14 protein-coding genes are annotated in these 14053 nt (G+C 67.8%); 10 read left to right on the top strand and 4 right to left on the bottom strand.

Annotation, left to right across the window (positions count from 1 at the left end):
• Positions 1-29: 29 nt before the first annotated feature.
• The 3 genes from OG709_RS34990 to OG709_RS34980 all read left to right on the top strand — a co-directional run bounded on the left by OG709_RS34990 (position 30) and on the right by OG709_RS34980 (position 3704).
• Positions 30-1838, top strand: a complete 1809-nt coding sequence (locus OG709_RS34990) for an acetolactate synthase large subunit (protein ID WP_329169370.1) — start codon at positions 30-32, stop codon at positions 1836-1838.
• 726 nt (positions 1839-2564) lie between these two features.
• Complete coding sequence (locus OG709_RS34985) at positions 2565-3251, top strand: hypothetical protein (RefSeq protein WP_250306062.1); 687 nt, start codon at positions 2565-2567, stop codon at positions 3249-3251.
• A 39-nt stretch (positions 3252-3290) separates the two neighbouring features.
• Positions 3291-3704: a hypothetical protein gene (locus OG709_RS34980; protein WP_250306060.1), complete on the top strand. Its 414-nt coding sequence runs from the start codon at positions 3291-3293 to the stop codon at positions 3702-3704.
• Positions 3705-3869: 165 nt separating this feature from the next.
• Here OG709_RS34980 and OG709_RS34975 read toward each other — a convergent pair whose 3' ends face one another.
• A complete protein-coding gene (locus OG709_RS34975; RefSeq protein WP_250306058.1) occupies positions 3870-5087 on the bottom strand; it encodes a beta-ketoacyl-[acyl-carrier-protein] synthase family protein in 1218 nt (405 codons plus the stop codon).
• A 129-nt stretch (positions 5088-5216) separates the two neighbouring features.
• Between OG709_RS34975 and OG709_RS34970 the strand changes: the two genes are divergently transcribed.
• From OG709_RS34970 to OG709_RS34950, 5 genes are all read left to right on the top strand, one after another.
• Positions 5217-5813: a TetR/AcrR family transcriptional regulator gene (locus OG709_RS34970; RefSeq protein ID WP_329169308.1), complete on the top strand. Its 597-nt coding sequence runs from the start codon at positions 5217-5219 to the stop codon at positions 5811-5813.
• A gap of 217 nt (positions 5814-6030) precedes the next feature.
• Entirely contained in the window at positions 6031-6546 is a 516-nt protein-coding gene (locus OG709_RS34965; RefSeq protein WP_329169306.1) for a hypothetical protein, read from the top strand.
• Between the two features lie 89 nt (positions 6547-6635).
• Positions 6636-7481: a DUF4097 family beta strand repeat-containing protein gene (locus OG709_RS34960; RefSeq protein ID WP_250306053.1), complete on the top strand. Its 846-nt coding sequence runs from the start codon at positions 6636-6638 to the stop codon at positions 7479-7481.
• 90 nt (positions 7482-7571) lie between these two features.
• Positions 7572-8582 (top strand): ATP-binding cassette domain-containing protein, encoded by a 1011-nt coding sequence (locus tag OG709_RS34955; protein WP_331757546.1) that lies wholly within the window; start codon positions 7572-7574, stop codon positions 8580-8582.
• The gene (locus OG709_RS34950) at positions 8579-9370 is read left to right on the top strand and encodes an ABC transporter permease (protein ID WP_266646573.1); all 792 of its coding nucleotides are present in this window, start codon (positions 8579-8581) and stop codon (positions 9368-9370) included. Before OG709_RS34955 ends, OG709_RS34950 begins: the two co-directional genes overlap by 4 nt.
• Before the next feature lie 131 nt (positions 9371-9501).
• Here OG709_RS34950 and OG709_RS34945 read toward each other — a convergent pair whose 3' ends face one another.
• On the bottom strand, positions 9502-10086 hold the full coding sequence (locus tag OG709_RS34945) for a TetR/AcrR family transcriptional regulator (protein WP_442815394.1): 585 nt from the start codon (positions 10084-10086) through the stop codon (positions 9502-9504).
• Between the two features lie 157 nt (positions 10087-10243).
• Between OG709_RS34945 and OG709_RS34940 the strand changes: the two genes are divergently transcribed.
• Complete coding sequence (locus OG709_RS34940; protein WP_250306041.1) at positions 10244-10897, top strand: DUF998 domain-containing protein; 654 nt, start codon at positions 10244-10246, stop codon at positions 10895-10897.
• Positions 10898-10951: 54 nt separating this feature from the next.
• A complete protein-coding gene (locus OG709_RS34935) occupies positions 10952-11164 on the top strand; it encodes a DUF4287 domain-containing protein (RefSeq protein ID WP_250306039.1) in 213 nt (70 codons plus the stop codon).
• A gap of 698 nt (positions 11165-11862) precedes the next feature.
• Here OG709_RS34935 and OG709_RS34925 read toward each other — a convergent pair.
• A complete protein-coding gene (locus OG709_RS34925; protein WP_250306037.1) occupies positions 11863-12279 on the bottom strand; it encodes a helix-turn-helix domain-containing protein in 417 nt (138 codons plus the stop codon).
• Positions 12273-12935 (bottom strand): MarR family transcriptional regulator, encoded by a 663-nt coding sequence (locus tag OG709_RS34920; protein ID WP_326695830.1) that lies wholly within the window; start codon positions 12933-12935, stop codon positions 12273-12275. Before OG709_RS34920 ends, OG709_RS34925 begins: the two co-directional genes overlap by 7 nt.
• Positions 12936-14053 lie beyond the last annotated feature (1118 nt).

The following is a 14053-nucleotide window of genomic DNA, read 5'->3' as shown; positions in this document are numbered from 1 at the left end:
CCGGTGTCGCCGGCAGTGTCGCCGACGAGATGAAGGACGCCCCCTTCGCCACGGAAGGCAAGCGCCTCACCGGCGCCGAGGCCCTGATCCGCGCGCTGGAGGAGGTCGGCTGCGACACGGTGTTCGGCATTCCGGGCGGTGCGATCCTTCCGGCGTACGACCCGATGATGGACTCCACCCGGCTGCGACACGTCCTGGTCCGTCACGAGCAGGGCGCGGGCCACGCGGCCACCGGTTACGCCCAGGCCACCGGCAAGGTCGGGGTCTGCATGGCCACCAGCGGCCCCGGCGCCACCAACCTCGTGACCCCGATCGCGGACGCGTATCTCGACTCCGTACCGATGGTCGCCATCACCGGGCAGGTGCCCTCGGACCTCCTCGGGAAGGACGCCTTCCAGGAAGTGGACATCGTCGGCATCTCCATGCCGATCACCAAGCACAACTTCCTCGTGAAGGACGCCGACGACATCGCGAGGACGGTCGCGGAGGCGTTCCACATCGCTTCCACGGGACGCCCGGGGCCGGTCCTGGTGGACATCACCAAGGACGCGCTCCAGTCGGACACGGACTTCTCCTGGCCGCCCCAGCTGGACCTTCCCGGCTACCGTCCGACGGCGAAGCCGCACGCGAAGCAGATCCGTGAGGCAGCCCGGCTGATCACGACCGCCGAGCGGCCTGTCCTCTATGTCGGCGGCGGAGTCCTCAAGGCGCAGGCGACGGCCGAGTTGAGGACCCTCGCCGAGCTGACCGGGGCGCCCGTCACCACCACACTCATGGCGCTGGGCGCGTTCCCCGACAGCCACCCGCTGCATGTGGGGATGCCGGGCATGCACGGCGCGGTCACCGCGGTGGCCGCGCTGCAGAAGGCCGACCTGATCGTCGCCCTCGGAGCCCGCTTCGACGACCGTGTCACCGGCAGGCTGGACAGCTTCGCCCCGTACGCCAAGGTCGTGCACGCCGACATCGACCCGGCGGAGATCGGCAAGAACCGCGCCGCCGACATACCGATCGTCGGGGATGCCCGCGAGGTCATCGCCGATCTGATCCAGGCCGTCGGGGCCGAGCACAGCGAGGGCAACCGGGGTGACTACAGCGCCTGGTGGAACGACCTCCGCTTCTGGAGCGACACGTATCCCCTGGGCTACCAGGTGCCCGAGGACGGCTCGCTCGCCCCGCAGCAGGTCATCGAGCGCGTGGGCCGGCTCGCCCCGGAGGACACCATCTTCGTGTCGGGCGTGGGACAGCACCAGATGTGGGCCGCCCACTTCCTCGACCACGAGCGGCCCGCCACCTGGCTGAACTCCGGCGGCGCCGGAACGATGGGCTACGCGGTCCCGGCCGCGATGGGCGCCAAGGCCGGCATGCCGGAACGCACCGTCTGGGCCATCGACGGCGACGGCTGCTTCCAGATGACCAATCAGGAACTGACCACCTGCGCGCTCAACCACATCCCGATCAAGGTCGCGATCATCAACAACGGCGTCCTGGGCATGGTGCGGCAGTGGCAGACCCTCTTCTACGGCCAGCGCTACTCCAACACCGTGCTGCACAGCGGTCCGGAGGTGGACGGCACACAGCCCGGAGCAGGCACCAGGGTCCCGGACTTCGTGAAGCTCTCGCAGGCGATGGGCTGCCACGCGATCCGCTGTGAGCGTCCCGAGGACCTGGACAAGGCCATCGAGGAGGCCAACGCGGTCAACGACCGCCCCGTCGTCATCGACTTCATCGTCCACGAGAACGCGATGGTCTGGCCGATGGTCGCCGCCGGTACCTCCAACGACAACATCATGGCCGCCAGGGACGTGTGCCCCGACTTCGGCAGCAACCAGGACGACTGAGGGGCCGGGCCGCAACGTCCCCCGGAGCACCGGGTGCGCCCAGGGTCGGCAGCTCCTCGGCCCTCCGGGCCTGCGGTGCCCCGACGGGGACTGATCCCGCGTGCGCGACTGCGGGTGACACTCACCGACCAAAGGACGTGTGGGGGTTGCGGTGCATGGGGGTACCGGTGACCACCGGCGCTCCTCGCCGACCTGTACCGCCGTTCATGTCGGCGTTCCTGACTGCGGGTCAGGGAAGCGGAGCAGTGAGTGTGCTGCGGGGAGACTTGCGGGTGCTGGCTCTTAGTGTAAGAGACGCGCGCCGCCGTACCCACTCTGACCTGCACCGATGCGAAGGCCATGTTGTCCTGGGGAGCACATTTCGGGGTGTCGGATGTAGCTCTGGCCGTCACATTTGGCGGATTAATCAACTGCTGCTTGAGTTCTGATCGGCGGCATCGTCACTCGAATCGACGCAGGTCACGACTGTGCGTACCGCTGCCGTTCGGGCCCTTCCGGAGGGGCCGTCGAGGCTGAAATGTGCCGCCGAGGACAACACAAAACAAGGAGCAGTTGATTTCTGGGTCCATCAGGCACTAAAAATCAACCTGTGGTTGCGTAATTTTCGGACACCGCAGCAACCCGTCCCAACGGGTCCAGGATTCACCGCGCCGCAGCCGCAAAAGACAAGCACCGGTTGATTTATGAGCTACTGTCTGCACTGCCCGAGCAACAAGAGGAGGTCATGTGTCACCTGATCCGCCCGCCCGCCGACGACCGGCCGGGCCGCGCGCCGTTCCCTCCTCGGCCGAAGAGAACTCCGGGTTCGACGACATCCTGGCCACCCTCGGCAAACAGCTCGGACAGGCCGCCGAGGAATCCGAGGGCCCCCGGAGCAGCCGCAGGCTCAAGGGCGTCACCTTCGAGTACGAACCCGAACGCCGGACCGTGCACGACATGGCGGGCGGCGCCGGATACAGCCTCGCCAGCAACTGGTTCACCCAGCTCCTGGCCCAGCTCGCGGTCGCCAACAGCATCACCAAGAGCCAGCTCTGCGTCTTCCTGTTCGTCGCCGGGGGACAGGTCCCCGGATCAGGCACCGCCCAGTACACCCAGCAGCAGATCACCGACGGACTGAACACCCTCGCGGCCCGCAAGGGCGGCAAACAGATCACCCGGTCCACGGTGAACCGGGCCATCAAGGCCCTGTGCGAGTACCACTGGATCGAACCGGCCGGACACGGCAGGATCCGCCTCAACGTACGACTGTGGTTCCAGGGCGGAAGCACCGCCCAGCACGAGGTGCTCGCCGATCTCAAGGACCGCGAACCGTCCGAGTTCCCGCACTCCGTGGGCCCCGAGGTCCAACAGCAGGAACTGGAACTGGACTTCGGCCCACAGGCGCCCTATGACGGACAGAGGCACACTGGGTGACCGCGCGACCGACGACAATCCTGGCAGGAAGGCGTATTGATGGCTGAGGTCATGTCCCCCCTCATCTCCGAGCGCATCTGGGCACTTCCGATCTCCGGAGCCGGGGTCAAGTTCCTCCAGTACCTGCTCTACCGCTCGGAGTTCGGCGGCCAGCTGCCCGTGCGGCAGAAGGACATGGCCGCGGAGTACAACATCACTCCGCAGGCCGTCAGCAACCTCATCGCGCCGCTGTGCGAGCTCAACATCGTGCTGCGCCCGCGCAACGGCGAACGCCGCGGCAACAGTTACCGGCTGCACCCGCTCGCGGCGAAGTACCGCAGCCACGAGGACATGGAAGCCGCCTTCCGCCAGACGCTCCTGGACATCAAGAGCGGTCAGGTCCCCAACCTCAGGCTGCCCTCGTACGCCGTCGCCCCGCCCACCGCGGGACGGCCCAACCTCCAGGTCGCGTAGCGCGGCCCCCTGGCTGGTGCCGGGACTGCCGGTGGCCCTTCTCATCCCGTTCATGCCCGAAGGCCCGCAAGGCCTGAGACCGCCGGCCGGTGCGCCCTTCGGGGCCACCGGCCGTGCGTTCTCTCCTGTCGCTTCCTGCCGTTTTCTCTGTCGACCGGGGCTTGTTCAGCCGGCCGGGACGAAGGCCAGCGACACGTTGTGCCCGCCGAAGCCGAAGGAATTGGCCACCCCGGCGGTCCAGTTTCCCCGGCGGGGACCGCCGGAGACGACGTCGAGGCCGACGGCCGGGTCGAGCCTGTCGAGATTCCGGGTCGCCGGGACGAGCCCGTCCCGCAGCGCGAGGACGGTCACGATCGCCCCCAGGGCGCCGGACGCGCCCAGGAGATGCCCCGTCATCGACTTCGTGGCGGTGACCACCGGGTGCGTACCGACGGCCTCGGTGACGGCCTGCGCCTCCGCCAGGTCGCCCTGCGGAGTGGACGTCGCGTGCGCATGTACGAGACCGACGTCCTCGGGCGCCAGCCCGCCCGCACCCAGGGCCATGCGCATGGCCCGCGTCTGCCCCTTCGGGTCCGAGGCCGTGATGTGCTGCGCGCTGGACGTCACCCCGGCACCGGCGAGCACGCCGTGGGCCCGAGCACCACGGGACCGGGCGAACTCCGCACGCTCCAGCACCAGTACCGCGGCGCCTTCGCCCAGCACGAAGCCGTTGCGGTCCGCGTCGAAGGGCCGGGACGCCCGTTCCGGATCGTCGTTCGTCGTGGACAGCGCCATCATCTGCGCGAACCCGGCCAGCGGCAGCCCGTGCAGACACGCCTCCGCGCCTCCGGCCACGACCACGTCGGCACGGCCGAGACGGATCAGATCGAGTCCGACGGCGATGGCCTCGGCCCCGGACGCGCACGCGCTGACGGGGGTGTGGGATCCGCCCTGAGCCCCCAGGTCGATGCTCACCCAGGCCGCAGGACCGTTGGCCATCAGCATGGGCACGGTGTGCGGGGAGACCTTGCGCGGCCCGAAGTTCTCCAGGTTGTCGTCCTGGTCGAGCAACGACACCACGCCGCCGACACCCGTACCGATCACGACGGCCACCCGCTCCGGATCGGCCTCCGGGCACCCGGCATCGGCCCAGGCCTCCCGGGCACCGACCATCGCCGCCTGCTCGCACCGGTCCAGGCGGCGGGCCTCGGTACGCCGCATGACCGTCGCCGGGTCCACCCGCATCCGGGCCGCCAGCCGGACCGGCAGCCCCGCGGCCCAGCTGTCGTCCAGTACCCCGACTCCGTTCCGACCCGCCTGCATGGCGGACCAGGTGGACGCCAGATCACCTCCCAGCGGCGTGGTCGCCCCGAGACCGGTCACCCAGACCCCTGCATCAGTCACGGACTCAACTCTCCTTTCCGGCAGCGCCGTTACGCAGCTGTCGGAGCCGGAAGACCGACTGCCGCCGACCGCTGTCATGATCCACACGGTAGCCAACCAACCATCTGGTTGGCTATGTAGGATTGCCACATGCCTCGAAGTGGACAATCTGTAGGAACTCCCGCCCGTCTCCTGGCCGCTGCCCGCGAGGAATTCGCCGCGCACGGCATGGCAGGCGCCCGCGTCAGCCGGATCGCCGAGCAGGCAGGTGCCAACAAGGAGCGGATCTACGGCTACTTCGGCAGCAAGGAGAAGCTCTTCGCCGCCGTCGTCTCCGAGGCCGTGACCGAGCACGCCACGCTGCTGGGTCCGCCCACCGGGGACCCGGCCGAATACGCCGGCCGGATCTACGACCTGCACCAGCAGAACCCGCAGCTGCTCCGCCTGATGATGTGGGAAGCGCTGTACTACGACGCGGGCGACCTGCCGGACAAGCAGAGCCGGGCAGCCCGCTACCGGGCGAGCGTCGAGACCCTGGCCAAGGCCCTGGGTACCGAGCCCGACAGCCGGGCCGCGAACACCCTGCTGGCCCTCATCGGGGTCGCCATCCTGCCCACGGTGTTCCCCCAGATCAGCCAACTGATCCTCGGCTCGGCCCCGGACGAGGACGCCGACGTGCGCGGGCACATCGTCCGCCTGGCGCGCCGGATGGCTCCTGTTGGCCCGGCCGAGTGCGCCGAGCGGTGACGAACCGACCGGCTCGACAGCACTCGGCGCCACCCGACACCACGTGACGCCACTCGGCGCCACCTCTGCGGCAACGTGGCGCCATGGCGTCGCCTGCTCATCGAATCGCCTTTGACCTGCATCAATGGGATCGATGCGTCACCCTGAAGCCAGCCGTGCGCCACGTATCGCCTCTCGGGGCTTGCCTATGGCGCCATGATGGTGCCATGATGGGGCCATGGACCTCACGCCGTATGTCGAAACACTTCACAGGGAACTGGCGGTGGCCGCCGAAGCCGGGGGTGACGAAGCCCGCGAGCTCGCCGAGCGGCTGACCGCGCCGCTGGAGTCGGCCACCCGCCTGACCCTGCTCAATGTGCTGTCCGCCGCCATGGACGAGATCACCCGTGAACTCGCCCCCGGCTCGGTCGACGTACGACTGAGGGGCATCGACCCCGACTTCGTGGTGGTGCTGCCGCAGCGCGACGACCGCACCGAACCGCGCGACGCACCGGCGCCCGCACCGGCCCCGGTCCCCGCCGACATGGACGAGGGCGGCACCGCCCGCGTCAACCTGCGCCTGCCCGCCCACCTCAAGACCCGCGCCGAGGAAGCGGCGGCCGGCGAGGGCCTGTCGGTCAACGCATGGCTCGTACGCGTCGTGTCGGCCGCGGTCGACACGGGCGCCGCCGCCCCCCGTACCCCCGAGAAGACCAGGATCACCGGCCAGAGCTTCACGGGCTGGGTGCACTGACCAGCCCCTCGTAACGACTCCACCCGCACCACGTCCCACCAGCGGGGACGCCACGAACATTCATGAGGACCCAAGAGGACGGGACAGCCATGCCTTCTTTCGACACTCCCCAGCCGATCTCGGTCAACGCCCAGGTGGACGCGGGATCCATCCAGTTCGTCGCGGCCGACCGCGCCGACACCGTCGTGGACGTGGCTCCCCGCGACCCGAAGAAGGACCAGGACGTGCGGGCCGCCGAGCAGACCGAAGTCGCCTACTCGGGCGGCAAGCTGCACATCAGGACGCCCAAGCAGCGCTACCTCTTCGGGCGTACCGGCACCGTCGACGTCACCGTCGAACTGCCCGCGGGCTCCCAGGTGGAGGCGACCGGCGGGTGGGCCGAGGTGCGCGGCGAGGGACGTCTCGGTGAGGTCCGCGTGAAGACCTCCTCGGGCGACGTCCGCCTCGACACGACCGGCCCGCTGCACCTGACCGCGTCCCACGGGTCCATCACCGTGGACCGTGTCGAGGGCCCCGCCGAGATCACCACCAGCTCCGGCAGCATGCGCGTCGGTACGGTCACGGGCGCCGCCGTCCTGAAGAACTCGCACGGCACCACCAGCGTCAGCGACATCACCGGCGACCTGCGCGTCAGCGGCGCCAACGGCGACATCATCATCGAGCGCGCCCGTGCCTCCGTCGCGGCCACCACCGCGAACGGCACGGTACGCGTCGCCGAAGTCACCCGTGGGACCGTCCAGTTGGAGACCTCCTACGGAGCCATCGACGTGGGCGTGCGCGAGGGCACCGCCGCCTGGCTCGACATCAGCTCGGGATCCGGGCGCGTGCACAACTCGCTGACCGCGTCCGAGAGCCCGGAGAAGTCCGAGGACACCGTCGAGGTCCGCGCCCGTACGCGCTACGGAAACATCGACGTCCGCCGCGCCCGCGCCTGAGGCTCCGCCCTCACTCCGTTCCTGCCCTCACTCCGTTCCCGCCTTCGCCACTCAGCCTTCGCCCGGGAGGGCCCCATGCCTTCAGCTGTCATGCCCATGTCCAAGCGTGGTAACGGCCAGGAGCCGCCCACCGCCGTCTCCGCCGTCGGCCTCCGCAAGTCCTACGGCGACAAACGCGTCCTCGACGGGATCGACCTGCGCATCCCGGCAGGCACCGTCTTCGCACTGCTCGGCCCGAACGGCGCCGGCAAGACCACCGTCGTCAAGATCCTCTCCACCCTCATCTCCGCCGACGCCGGCTCCGGCGACATCAGCGTCGGCGGCCACGACCTGGCCGCCGAACCGCAGGCCGTACGGGCCGCGATCGGTGTCACCGGGCAGTTCTCCGCCGTGGACGGTCTGATCACCGGCGAGGAGAACATGCTCCTCATGGCGGACCTGCACCACCTCTCCAAGCGCGAGGGGCGGCGGGTCGCCGCCGAACTCCTGGAGCGCTTCGACCTGGTGGAGGCGGCGAAGAAGCCCGCCTCCACCTACTCCGGCGGGATGAAGCGCCGTCTCGACATCGCCATGACGCTGGTCGGCAACCCGCGGATCATCTTCCTCGACGAGCCGACCACCGGCCTCGACCCACGCAGCCGCCACACCATGTGGGGCATCATCCGCGAGCTCGTCTCCGGCGGCGTCACCGTCTTCCTCACCACCCAGTACCTGGACGAGGCCGACGAACTCGCCGACCACATCGCGGTCCTCAACGACGGCAGGATCGCCGCCGAAGGCACCGCCGGCGAGCTGAAACGGCTCGTGCCGGGCGGGCACGTGCGGCTGCGGTTCACCGACCCGACCGCGTACCGGTCGGCGGCCTCCGCCCTGAGCGAGGCCACCAGGGACGACGAGGCACTGTCGCTGCAGATCCCCAGCGACGGCAGCCAGCGCGAGCTGCGCTCCATCCTCGACTGGCTGGACACGGCCGACATCGAGGCGGACGAGCTGACCGTGCACACCCCCGACCTCGACGACGTGTTCTTCGCCCTCACCGCCAAGGCCGACGTCCCCCACCAGTCCGACCAGCCCAACCAGGCCAAGGAGAACGTCCGATGAGCGCCCTCTCCCTCGCAGTACGCGACTCGAACACCATGCTGCGCCGCAACCTGCTGCACGCACGGCGCTACCCGTCCCTCACCCTGAACCTGCTGCTCACCCCGATCATGCTGCTGCTGCTCTTCGTCTACATCTTCGGCGACGTGATGAGCGCGGGCCTCGGCGGCGGCGGTGCGGACCGCTCCCAGTACATCGCGTACATCGTCCCGGGCATCCTGCTGATGACCATCGGCGGCACCGTGGTCGGGACCGCGGTGTCCGTCTCCAACGACATGACCGAGGGCATCATCGCCCGCTTCCGCACGATGGCGATCCACCGCGGCTCGGTGCTCGTCGGACACGTCGTCGGCAGCGTGCTGCAGTCGATCATGAGCGTGGTCTTCGTGGGCGCCGTGGGCGTGGCCATCGGTTTCCGGTCCAAGGACGCCGGCGTCCTGGAGTGGCTGGCGGCGTTCGGGCTGCTCGTGCTCTTCGCCATGGCACTCACCTGGATCGCGGTCGGCATGGGTCTGGTCAGCCCGAACGTCGAGGCCGCCAGCAACAACGCGCTGCCGATGATCCTGCTGCCGCTCCTCTCCAGCGCCTTCGTCCCGGTCGACGCGATGCCGGGTTGGTTCCGGCCGATCGCCGAGTACCAGCCGTTCACCCCGGCCATCGAGACGCTGCGGGGCCTGCTGCTCGGCACCGAGATCGGCAACAACGGGTGGCTCGCGGTCGCCTGGTGCCTGGGCCTCGCGGTCCTCGGCTACTTCTGGTCGACGTCGAAGTTCAACCGCGACCCGAAGTAACTTCCGTACCGCCCTGGGGCGGGGCGAGCTGCCTCCCGCAGCTCGCCCCGCCCCAGAACTGCGATCCGGCATGTCGGCGCCCGGGGAGCGACAACTGCATCGTGTGTGCCCGGCCTTCCGGACCGTCGCCCCTACCGATCGGTTCCGCGGTAGGCGCGGAGGAAGGCGGCGACGCCGGCGGTGACGTAGTCGTCGAGTTCGCCCTGGGTGTGCTGGGGACTGCCGTGGAACATGGCTTTGTTGACGGGGATCCAGAGGAGCAGGCCGGAGAAGTGGTTGGCGGCCAGCAGCGGGTCGTCGATCCGGAGAAGCCCCTTGTCGGCGAGACGCCGGAAGGTGGCCGCCAGGGTGGCGAGGACTCGCTCGAAGCCCTGCTCGTACCAGGTCGCACCGAGCTCGGGGAAGGCGTCGGCGTTGGCGATGATCAGACGCCGCAGCTGAATCACCTCGGGTTTGGTGAGGGCGGTGAGGAACTGGGCCGCGAGCCGGGTGAGGTTCTGCTCCAGTCCGTCCCCGTCGGCCGGGATGTCGGCCACCAGGTCGATCATGGCGTCGACCTGGTCCGTGGTGGCCAGGACGATCTCGTTGAAGAGCTTCTCCTTGTCGGCGAAGTGCTTGTAGACGGTCTGCTTGGAGACCGTGGCCAGCTTGGCGATGTCGTCCATGCTGGTGCCCGAGTAGCCCTTCGCCATGAACACCTGCGTTGCGGCATCCATGATCGCCTGGTGCTTGCGGGCCGACCGGCTCTGATCGTTCGCTTCCAACGCCACTCCTCATTCAGTACTGGACAGTCCAGTTCTCTCTGGTTACTGTAACGCTCAAGCCGGAACGAGTACTGAACCGTCTAGTTCCATTCTTCGGGGGAGACACGCCATGACCCGCACCATCGAGACTCCTGTCGTCACCGCTGTCCAGGCATCGACGTGGCTGCCGACCCGCGCTCTTCTGACGGGTGGCATCGTGGCCGGTCCACTGTTCCTGGGTGCAGGCATATTGCAGGGGCTGACGCGCAACGGCTTCGACTTCACCCGCAACGCGATCAGCCAGCTGAGCCTCGGCACCCTCGGCTGGATCCAGGTGACCAGCTTCCTGCTGACCGGCATCCTGCTGACCGCCGCCGCGGTCGGGGTACGCCGTGCGCTGCGCGACGAACCCGGCGGGACCTGGGCGCCACGGCTGATCGGCGTCTTCGGTGCCTCGTTCCTGCTCGCCGGGGTGTTCACCGCCGACCCTGGCAGAGGTTTCCCCGCAGGTGCCCCCGACACCGCCTCACTGAGTTGGCACGGCACCATCCACATGCTCAGTGGCACGGTGGGCTACCTGGCCCTGTGCGCAGCCTTCCTTGTGCTGGCCCGCTACTTCTCGGCACAGCGGCACCGCGGATGGGCCATCGCCTCCCGCCTCATGCCTATCGTTGTCCTCGCCGGCCTCGCAGGCTCCTCCACGACCGTTCAGGCCTTCACTGCCGGCGCCGGCCTTGGCCTGCTGTGGCTGACCGCGATCACCGCCCGCCTGATCAAGGCCTAGGCAATCTCCGCAAGCCACACCGATCCCACCAGCGACCAGAGACAGGACATTGCGATGACCCCACCGGTGAAGGGCCCCGCCAGTTACTTCCCTTCCATCGAGAAGAAGTACGGCCGCCCGATCGCGTACTGGAAGGACCTCATCCGCACCTCGCCCCTGACCAAGCACATGGAACTCGTCGCTTGGCTCAAGACCGAACACGAACTCGGCCACGGACACGCGAACGCGCTCGTCGCTCACACGCTCGCCGAAGACAGCAGCACGTAACGCCGGCTGAGGTCGGGCGACACGGGGCTTCTTGCGCCCTGAAAGTTCGACCGCGACCTGAAGTCACCGCCGTACCGCCCTGGGAGCCGACCGCCAACACCAGGCCGAACACCCACCATCACGGGACGGCACTCCGGGCTCGAACGCTCAGGCCGACGATAGGAGGCCGCTGGTGTCCAGGTCCAGGTGGAACGGGTCCGGCAGCCGTAGTACGGCACCGAACGGGTGTGGGCCGTCGACGCGGGTGTAGCCCAGGTGTCCGGGCTCGGAGAACAGGGTGATGCTGCCCTCAATGCACGGCTCTGGGGTCAGGCGATGCGGATTTTCTTGCGTCGTTCGAGGGCGAGCTGCTCGCAGTCCCGGGCAACAGCAACGTAGCAGTAGGTCAGGACTCCTGACCTTGAGGTCGGCATTTCTGACCTCTGGATCGCCATGTGTCACCCCTGAGGGGACACATCTCTCCCCGGGTAGGGATGGGAGCACGTCTACCTCCCCAACGCCGAACAGTTTGAAAACCCGCCATGCTTATCGTTCGTGTGCCCGCTCCACCACACAACTGGTCTCTACACGTTGATCTGAGCTAACAGATCGACTGCGCCCCGGCGTGTGCTCTGGCCGAATGTCCTGATCCGGTACTACTGCGGCGTTGCATCCGGCTGTGGAGTGCAACGCCGCATTTCGGCTGTGGGGCAGCCCAACTAGCTGACGGCACGGACCGCCCGGAGTCCCTGGGGCTGGCGCTTCGGCGGGGCTGTCTCGTACAGGGGCGCGGTGATCTCGGACAGCTCACCAGTCTCAATGCGCTCGGCGGCGTCCTGGATTGCTTCCTCCAGCTCCTCTTGTGAGGCGTAAGAAGCGACGTACGGGTGGAGGTAGTACGTGCGGTACTTGCGGTCCTCGGGCCGCAGCACCAGGTTCCGGCTCTCCAGCAGCGCCATGGCGGTGTTCGCTGAGTTGCGGGACAGGCCCACGCGGGCCGCTAGCTCGGCCTGGGAGGCGTTCACCTCACCGCCGGGCTCCTGACGCTCGATGAGGGCACTCAGGAGGTCCGTCGCAGCTTTGGTGAGGTCCAGCCGGTACATCATTCCGAAACCGGCGCTTGCCTGGATCAGCATGCCTGTCCCTCCTTGTCGACACCCTCATCGTCCCCGTCTTCGGATCCGAGTTCCAGCTGCACGCTACGCGGCGGCAGCGGAGCGTGCAGGGCCGGGAAGACGTTCTCAGGGAGGCTTCCGTCGGCGTCGCGCAGCGCGTTCAGGATTTCCTGCTGTTTGTCGCCGTTGCCCTCGAACCCGAGCATCGGGTTCACGAAGATCAGGCCGGTTTCGACGCGCTGGAGCATGTGCCATTCCTCCAGGCGGCCGATGGCCCGGGTGACGTTCGACCGCTCCACGTTCAGTTTTTCGGCGATCTTCTTGTGGGTAACGCGCACCCAGCCCTCGCGTTGTCGGCCGATGCACCACAGCAGAACTGCGGACTGGATCGGGGACATACCGTGCTGGGCGATCAGCACGGCCAGAACGTCGGCGAGGAAGTCGTTGGAGACCACGCTGTAGCCGGACCGACCGTACATCTCGTGGGGCGCGCGGTAGGTGTACCGGACGTGGACGTCCATCTGTTGCACCGGCCGCTTACGGGTCGGTGGCTTGGGGCCCTGCCCGAGCCGGGATGACAGGGTTTCCCGGAAGGCACTGTCACCACCGGGCTGTACAGCGGCAATCTTCCTGCCCGTGTCGCGGCCAGAGGTAGGGCGCTTTGGCTGGCGGGCCATCGATGGTCGTCCTGTCCTCGATCCTGCGGGTCACAATGAACCTAGCATTTATCCAAGCCCAGTTGGCAGATTTGTACATGCTGGCATGACGCTTCGGTGTCGACGCCGACACCCAACCGATCCGGCCTAGTTCTCTGAAAACCTGGGCTCACCAGCAACGATGCATAGTTATACAAGCTAGCTTGGCAAATGTGGGTGCTGATGTGGTGCCGCTGACACATTTCTGCAGGTCAATGTGTCAGCGCTGACACATACCCCTCAGAGAAATCGCAGGTCAGGGACGGTTTCGCGCAGCCGCTCTCTTTTCCTTAAGACGCACGCGCGCGCGAGGCCTCAACCAGGACCTCGTACATGAAGATGACAGTGCCTGCTCTTGGATGCTCAAGGCCCACCACCGGCAGGCCCCTTGACACCGGCAGACACACACCCTGCCGGTGAAACGCCCCAACAATCGGCACCCCGAATCGCCCCTGCTTGCTGTGGAGGCCCCCAACGCCCGCTGTGGAGCCTCTGTGGCTCCCGTGCGACTCCCGGGACACCGCGGCTCCTCTCCGGCCCTCCACGGCCGCCCTGCGTCTCCTGCAATGGACTAATGAAGCTGTGTAGTTGTGGTGTTGCTGAAGGATGTTGCTGATGTGCGGGTCATCTTGGTACCAGGCCGGTGCTGCGCCGATGGTGTCGGACCGGCCTGGTCTTGCGCAGTTTCACTGATCTCACGGTACGAACGAATCAGGCCACTTCAAGGGTTGGCCTCGTTTTCACCAATATTACATCTGCATCATTGTGTGATGCGGACCTCGACCCCCAACGGTCCACTCCTTGCCAGTCAACCCACTCCAAGGGTCGACTGGCAAGGAGGCGCAGCTGGAAGTGAGTCAGGGTGAGGAAGCGAAGCGGACGCACCCCGGACTATGCTATTTCTTGCCAACTTCCTTACCAAGTAGCCAATTAGGGGTTCTGTCATCCTGTCAGTGGGCAGCGCGAAGCGCGTGCTCCAGCTGGCCGCGCAGCGGCCGGCTTTCGCTGGCTCCAGGAGCGAAGCGGAGGAGCCTCCCATGCGGAGCATGGGAGCGGTGAGCGAAGCGAGGCGCTGCGCTTGCCTATCGCGCAGCGATAGG

This window comes from Streptomyces sp. NBC_01267 (assembly GCF_036241575.1).
Taxonomy (GTDB): Bacteria; Actinomycetota; Actinomycetes; order Streptomycetales; family Streptomycetaceae; genus Streptomyces.
This window is presented reverse-complemented; position numbering and strand designations above follow the sequence as displayed.